Origin of the sequence: Agreia sp. (assembly GCF_964263775.1) — a bacterium.
Lineage (GTDB): Bacteria > Actinomycetota > Actinomycetes > Actinomycetales > Microbacteriaceae > Agreia.
Genome location: NZ_CAXVWM010000077.1, coordinates 1 through 7,447 on the forward strand (window position 1 = coordinate 1; position 7,447 = coordinate 7,447).

General features: G+C 66.9%; 5 protein-coding genes. All 5 read right to left on the bottom strand.

Features of this window, described 5'->3' with window-relative positions; all coding sequences use genetic code 11:
* On the bottom strand, positions 1-1,444 hold a 1,444-nt coding region (locus ACE5CZ_RS06255), incomplete at its 3' end, for an APC family permease (RefSeq protein WP_374946475.1).
* Between the two features lie 29 nt (positions 1,445-1,473).
* Positions 1,474-2,331: a universal stress protein gene (locus tag ACE5CZ_RS06260; protein WP_374946476.1), complete on the bottom strand. Its 858-nt coding sequence runs from the start codon at positions 2,329-2,331 to the stop codon at positions 1,474-1,476.
* Between the two features lie 16 nt (positions 2,332-2,347).
* The gene (locus ACE5CZ_RS06265) at positions 2,348-4,309 is read right to left on the bottom strand and encodes a primary-amine oxidase (protein WP_374946477.1); all 1,962 of its coding nucleotides are present in this window, start codon (positions 4,307-4,309) and stop codon (positions 2,348-2,350) included.
* Positions 4,306-5,664, bottom strand: a complete 1,359-nt coding sequence (gabT, locus tag ACE5CZ_RS06270; protein WP_374946478.1) for a 4-aminobutyrate--2-oxoglutarate transaminase — start codon at positions 5,662-5,664, stop codon at positions 4,306-4,308. The genes ACE5CZ_RS06265 and gabT overlap by 4 nt, the downstream gene beginning before the upstream one ends.
* Positions 5,665-5,672: 8 nt before the next feature.
* Positions 5,673-7,112, bottom strand: a complete 1,440-nt coding sequence (locus tag ACE5CZ_RS06275; protein ID WP_374946479.1) for a gamma-aminobutyraldehyde dehydrogenase — start codon at positions 7,110-7,112, stop codon at positions 5,673-5,675.
* Positions 7,113-7,447: the final 335 nt, after the last annotated feature.

Genomic DNA, 7,447 nt, shown 5'->3' on the forward strand with positions numbered 1-7,447 from the left:
CTGCGATGTTCGATCCGCTGCCGTAGTCGGGGTTCATCGAGTCGATCAGCGTGGTCACGAAGATCACCGCGAGGATGATGCCGCCGAGAAGCGGCGCGAGGAACTTGAGGAGGAACGACCGGGCGCTGGAGAAGGCCTCCCGCCGGAAGTACCAGACGCAGGCGAGAGCCGTGACGCCGTAGTAGAAGCAGATCATCATGCCGAGGGTCAGGATGGTGTCGGTGAGCACGTCGGTCGACACCACTCGCATCACGGCATAGAAGCCCCACGCCACGACGCCCGCGATGACCGTGGCGAAGCCCGGCGACTTGAAGCGCGGGCTGATCGACGCGAAGCGCTTCGGGAATGCCTCATAGTGACCCATCGCCAGCATCGTGCGGGCCGGGCCGACGAACGTCGACTGCAGCGACGCCGCCGAGCTCGACAACACGGCCAGCGACAACAGGATGGCGAAGGGCCCCATGATCGGTCCGGCCAGCGCCGCGAACACGTTGCCCGAGATGTCTTCGTTGCCGAGGCCGAGCTCGCCCGTTCCGATGCCCGAGAACATGAGCGAGGCGACCGCGACGAGGATGTAGAGCACGAAGATGATCGCCACGGTCAGCGTCGCGGCCCGGCCGGGTGTGGTCTTCGGGTTCTTGGTCTCCTCGTTCATGGTGAGGGTCACATCCCAGCCCCAGAAGATGAAGATCGAGAGTGAGACGCCGGCGGCGAACGCGGAGAAGGTGGGAACCGCGAACGGGTTGAACCAGTCGATACTGAATTCGGTGGCCTCGAAGGCCGAGCCGTCTGCGAAGTGAACGATGGCCGCGATGGCGAACCACACGAGCACGACGAGCTGGAAGCCCACGAGCCAGTACTGCAGCGACTTCGTCGTCTCCATGCCGCGGTACGACACATAGACGGCTCCCACCATGAAGACCAGACAGGTGAGGATGTTGATGGGGATGTTACCGGCGAGGTCGGCGATATCGGGATTGTTGGTGATCTGCGCGATCGCGAGGTAGAGGAAGTCGACCGCGACCCCCGCGAGGTTCGAGAGCACCACCACCGTGGCGACGATCAGGCCCCAGCCTCCGAGCCAGCCGAGCCACGGGCCGAAGGCCCGCGTCGCCCAGGTGAACGAGGTGCCGCTGTCGGGCATCGCGTTGTTCAATTCGCGGTAGCCGAGCGCCACGAGCAGCATGGGCAGGAAGCCCACGAGGAAGATACCGGGCATCTGCGTTCCGACCGCGGCGGCCGTGGGCCCGAGCGACGCAGTCAGCGTGTACGCCGGCGCGATGCACGAGATTCCGATGACGGTGGCGCCCAGCAGGCCGATCGATCCGGCCGACAGGCCCTTCGACGAGAGTCCCGTCTTCGCATCTGCCGCGTCGATGAAGTCGACGCCCGCGTCGCCTGCGTTCCCCGGGCTGGTCGACGAGGCTGCGTTCTTTCGTGCCATGGTTTCGATCCTTCTGCTGAGGTGGCGGGCTAGGCGGCGTCGTTGGGAACGACGATGAGGGGAACAGGCAAAGAGTGCAGCATGCGATTCGCGGTGGTGCCGAGGAAGATGCGGCTGGGTGAGGCGAGCCGGCTCGACCCGACCAGGGCGATCTCATCGTGCCGCCATCCGAGGGCCTCGACGGCGGCCTCGACGCTCGGGCCCTCCGCGACCTCGGTCGAGAGGGTGCCCTCGGTCTTCTCGCGCGCAGAGAAGTAGTCGAGCACGGTCAGCAGGTGCTCGTCACTGGTGACGGGGCGCGATTCGCCCGCTCCCACCTCGACCAGGGTCACGAAGCGCAGTTCGACGTCGAGGCCCTCCGAGATCGAGACCATGGAGTCGAGCAGGGCTTGCCAGCCCGGTCGGGTTCCGATGGCGCACGTGATGCGGCTGATGCGCTGCGGCGCCCGGTAGCCGCGCGGCGCGAGTGCTACCGGCACGGGCGAGGCGTGCAGCAGGGCGTTCGCGACGCTGCCGATCGTGAAGCGTTGCAGGATTCCGTTGCGGGCCGCTCCCACGACGATGCGGTCGGATTCGAAGGCCTGCGCCGCCTCGATCAGCCCCTCCGACGTCGACTCGGCCCACAGCACGTGGCCAGTGGCCGTCACGTCGGCGGGCACGTTCTGGATGGCCTCATCCAGCCACAGCTGCGCCCGCTGGGCGATGATGCCCTCGAAGTCGGCCGCGGATGCCGGCACCTTCGCGGGCACCGCGGTGCTCTGCGGAAGCACGATGCAGATGCGCAACTCGGCATCGGTCAGCCGCGCGAGCGCGATTCCGAGCTCGACCGACTCCCGTCCGCGCTCGGTGGCCTCGTAGGCCACGACGTAGTTCGCTGTGCGAGTCACTCTGGTGCTCCTTCGATCAGTGGTCGTGGGTCATACCATCGGCGTGGTCGTGCGTCGCGTGGTCGTGGCCGGGCGCGCAGTGCGCGCCGGGGCTCGGCTCCACGTCGAGCGACGGGTTGCGATCGAAGAACGAGACCGGCTTCATCCAGAACGACACGGTGTCGCTCGGCATGATCGGCCAGTCCTCTTGGCGGGTGATGTGGTGGATGCCGAACACGTACCAGAGCACGAGGTCGGTATTGCGCACGGGCCGCTCCGCCTCGATCCACTCCGGCAGGCCGTGGTCGACCGAGCTCTGGTTCACGAACTCGCCCGCGGGCCAGCGTTCGTTCTCGTCGTTCGGCGTCACCCAGACCGTGTGGCCGATCACCTGGGCGCGTTCGAGCACGGCCGAGCCGGGCGCGAAGAACGACGGGATGGCGCCTCCCGGAACGAGCTTGTACGCCACCTGGTTGCCGATGGTGTTGCGCTTGTTCTCGTTCACGACCTTCCACGCCCGCTGCGTGTTCCAGTCGTAGTCGTCGTGGCCCTCGACCTCGATCGGGGTGTTGGCCTGAACCAGTGCGAGCCCGTGCGGGTTCTCGTCGGAGATCGGAACGATCTGCGTCTCGGAGCGGAACACCGTGTTCTCGGTGCCGTCGATGTCGAGATCCATGCGGGCCACGATGAAGTGCTGGTGAAAGGGCGCGTACGTGCGGTTGTCGACCAGCGTGCCATTGGGGTGCGCCTGGCCCTCGTCGATGTGGGTGACCACCATGATGCCGGTGGCGCGCACCTCGCACTCGATGTTGCCGTCTTGGTAGAAGCGCCAGTAGACGAGGTACTCGTAGTTCGCCACGGTGACGTGGAACGACACGACGAGCCGGCGCATCCGCCTCACCTCGGCGCCCGCGTCGTGGTCGACATGCTTCCAGAGCACGGCGTTGTCTTCTTCGTGGATGCAGAACGCGTTCGGGATCTCGTAGGGCTCGCCGTGCGAGTCGTGCATCACGGCGTCGATATAGCGGATCTCACCCAGGCAGTCGCATCCGAGTTCGAGCGATGTGGTCATGAAGCCGAGGCCCCACTCGCCGATGTCGAACGCGGTGCGGCGAAAGTGGTCGACGCTCGGGTCGCGGTAGGGAACCACCATCTCGGAGAACGACAGGCGGTTCGCGATGGAGCGCACCTCGCCGCCGTCGTTGTACGTGATCGAGTGCAGGGTCATGCCCTCGCGGTAGTTGAAGCCCACTCGCAGCGACCAGTTCTGCCACTCGATGAGGTTGCCGTCGACCTCGAAGCTGGGCCCCTCGGGCTGCACGATGTCGAGCGGCTTCAACGGGGGGCGCACGGAGCGCTCCCGGACGCGCTCCGGGATCAGGTGGGGCACGTACTCGCCCATGATCTCGGGCGTCTCCACGGTGAAGCTGTCCTCGATCTCGAGCAACTCCATGGTGTTCACGTCGATCACGCAGTGGAAGCCGTTGACCGGCCCCGCGTACGGATTGGCCCCGGGCTGCGACTTCACCCAGGTGTCGCTCCAGCCGAGCCGGCGCCCTGCGTACTTCTCGGGAATGACCGCCGCGCCGTACGTCCAGGTGTCCATGAACACGAGTTCGAGGTCGGTGATGCCGCGGTTGGCGAGAGCGGCGATCACCTCGGGGTTGGCGCGCAGCGCGGCGTCGGCCTCCTCCCACTCGTCGACGGTGAAGTTCGCCTGCACGTCGGGCACGTGGGTGAACTCGATGAGGGCATCGGATGCGAGCGACACGATCGCGATGTACGTCGCGTTCTCGGCGCGGTTCAGCACCACGAGACGCGCGCGGCGCTCGGGAACCGTGCCGTCGGCCTCGAACTGCCTCACGGCGGCCTTCGGCGGTTCGATCAACTCGATCGAGGCGAATCGCCAGCCAGAGCCGACACCCTTCTCGCGCTTCAGAATCGCGGATGCCGCGCGGAACTCGTCGGCGTTCAGCGGGTCGAGGGGGTGGAACGTCATGGGTTGGTTCCTTTCAGGTGAAGGGAGGAGCGGACGGCGTCTTCGAGCACGCCGATTCCTTCGAGAAGAAGCGCGTCGTCGATGACGAGCGACGGGAGCAGCCGGATGACGTTGCCGTAGGTGCCGCAGGTCAAGATGATGACGCCCGCCTCGAGGGCCGCAGCGGCGACGCGCTTGGTGATATCGGCATCCGGCTCTGTGCTGCCCGGCCGCACGAATTCGATGGCGAGCATCGCGCCCCGGCCCCGAACGTCGCCGATAACCCCGGTCTCGTCGGCCAGGGCCCGCAGTCGGGGCGTCACGATCTCGTCGATGTGGCGCGCACGCGCGGCCAGGTCGTGCTCGCGCATCTGCGCGATGGATGCGACTGCCGCGGCACACGCGATCGGGTTGCCCCCGTAGGTGCCTCCGAGGCCGCCGGGATGCACGGCATCCATCAGCTCGGCGCGACCGACGACGGCCGCCAGCGGAAGCCCGCCGGCGATGCCCTTGGCCAGGGTCAGGATGTCGGGGACGATGCCCTCGTGGTCGCTGGCGAACCACGACCCGGTGCGCGCGAAGCCGGTCTGCACCTCGTCGGCGATGAACACGACGCCGTTGGCCGTGGCCCACGCGCTGAGGGTGGGCAGAAAGCCCGGGGCGGGCACGATGAAGCCGCCCTCGCCCTGGATGGGCTCGATGATCAAGGCCGCGACCTGGTCGCCGCCGAGCTGCTTCTCGATCGCCAGGATGGCGCGGTTCGCGGCGTCTTCTCCGCTGAGGCCCGGCTCGTCGCGGAACGGGTACGACATGGGCATGCGGTAGATCTCGGGCGCGAACGGACCGAAGTTCGTCTTGTAGGGCATGGCCTTGGCTGTGAGCGCCATCGTGAGGTTCGTGCGCCCGTGGTAGGCGTGGTCGAAGGCGACGACCGCGTCGCGACCCGTGGCGAGGCGGGCGACCTTGATGGCGTTCTCGACCGCTTCGGCGCCGGAGTTGAACAGCGCCGACCGCTTCTCGTGCTCGCCCGGGGTCAGTTCGGCCAGCAGTTCGGCGACCTCGACGTAGCCCTCGTAGGGGGTGATCGTGAAGCAGGTGTGTGCGAAGTGCGTGGACTGTTCGGCGACGGCGGCGGCCACCGCCGGATTGGATGCTCCGACGCTGGTGACCGCGATGCCGGCGCCCAGGTCGATGAAGGAGTTGCCGTCGACGTCGACGACGACCCCGCCATCGGCATCCGCGGCATAGACCGGAACGAGCGACGAGACGCCCGCCGACACGGCCTTGCGGCGGCGCTCGGTGAGGGCGGCCGATTTCGGCCCGGGAAACGTGCCGGTGATGCGCCGCTCCTGCGGCAGGCGATGCGTGATGGTCACAGCTACTCCTATTCGAGCGACGACATCACGTGCTTGATGCGCGTGTAGTCTTCGACGCCGTACATCGACAGGTCTTTGCCGTAGCCCAAGTACTTGAACCCGCCGTGCGGCATCTCGGCCGTGAGCAAGATGTGGGTGTTGATCCAGACGGCGCCGAAGTCGAGGTCGCGGGAGACGCGCATGGCCGTGGCGTGGTCTGTCGTCCAGACGCTCGAGGCCAGCGCGTAGCGCACGTCGTTCGCCAGCTCGACGGCCTCGTCTTCTGTCGAGAACTTCTGCACGGTGATGACTGGCCCGAATGTCTCCTCCTGCACGATGTCGTCGCTCTGCAGCACGTTCGTGACGACGGTCGGCTCGAAGAAGAATCCTGTGGTGCCGACCTGGTGGCCGCCCGTCGCGATGACCGCGTGGTCGGGAAGCGACTCGACCTTCGTCTTCACATCGCGGAAGTGGTTGACGTTGTTGAGCGGGCCGAAGTAGTTGTCGCCGTCGTCGGCGCTGCCCGTCGTGCGCTCGGCCGCCTCGCTCGCAAACGCCGTGACGAACTCGTCGTGGATGGATTGCTGCACCAGCACCCGCGTGATCGCGGTGCAGTCCTGGCCGGCGTTGTAGAACGAGAAGTCGGCGATCGCCGCGGCCGTCTTGGCCACGTCGACGCCGTCGAATACGATCGCCGGCGCCTTGCCGCCGAGCTCGAGGTGGGCGCGCTTCAGGGTCTTCGCGGCCCCGGATGCGACGGCCATTCCCGCGCGCACCGATCCCGTGATCGAGACCAGGCCGGGCGTGGGATGCTCGACGATCGCGGCGCCCGTGGCCCCGTTGCCGAGAACGATGTTGAGCACGCCGTCGGGGAGTATGCCCTGGCTGATGCGCGCGAGTTCGAGGGTCGACTCGGGCGTCGTGTCGCTGGGCTTCAGCACGATGGTGTTGCCTGTGGCGAGGGCGGGGCCGATCTTCCAGATCGCCATGAGAAACGGAAAGTTCCACGGCGTGACCTGGCCGACAACGCCGATGGGCTCGCGGCGCACGTACGAGGTCGTGCCCTCGATGTATTCGCCGGCGCTCTTGCCCTCGAGCAGTCGGGCCGCACCCGCGAAGAAGCGGATCTGGTCCGCTCCTGCCTCGACCTCGTCGGTGCGGATCGTGTTGCGCGGCTGGCCGGTGTTGCGGTGCTGGGCCTCGACGAGCGCATCGGCGTTCGCCTCGATCGCATCGGCCAGTTTGAGAAGTGCGAGCTGGCGGGCGCTGGGCGTGAGTCGTGCCCAAGGCTTGAATGCGGCCTTGGCCGCCTTCATCGCGGTGTCGACGTCGTCTGCCGTGGAGATGGGAGCCCGGGCCACGATCTCGCCCGTGGCAGGATTCACGATGTCGAGCAGTTCGGTGCCCTGCGGCGGAACGAATTGGCCGTTGACGAAGTTCTGAAGCGTGGGAGTGGACACGGATCTCATCCTCTGCGTCGAGTGGTGGAACAACCTGATCGGCTGGGGCAAGTCTGGCATTCCCCGCGCCGTTGCGGTGATCGAATCCATAAAGATTCGATTCCAAATGTTATCACTCGGAGGACGTCAGCCGTTAGGCCACAACTGAGCGCGCGTTCAGCGGGCAGACGCGCGCTCGTCGGCGGTGTGAAGTCACCGGAGCGCCCGCCCGCCGACGGCGCGCTTGACTCGAAAAACGGTCAGCGCCGAAACGACCCGCTACAGGCGGTAGTAGACCGGGCTGCCCCAGAGATTGTGTGCGTGCTCGACGAAGCGGCCGAAGTCGGGGGAGTGGATCACGCCGC

Excerpts from the sequence above, each read along its gene's own strand:
- ACE5CZ_RS06265 (WP_374946477.1), bottom strand. The coding sequence starts at position 4,309 with ATGACGTTCCACCCCCTCGACCCGCTGAACGCCGACGAGTTCCGCGCG.
- ACE5CZ_RS06275 (WP_374946479.1), bottom strand. The coding sequence starts at position 7,112 with ATGAGATCCGTGTCCACTCCCACGCTTCAGAACTTCGTCAACGGCCAA.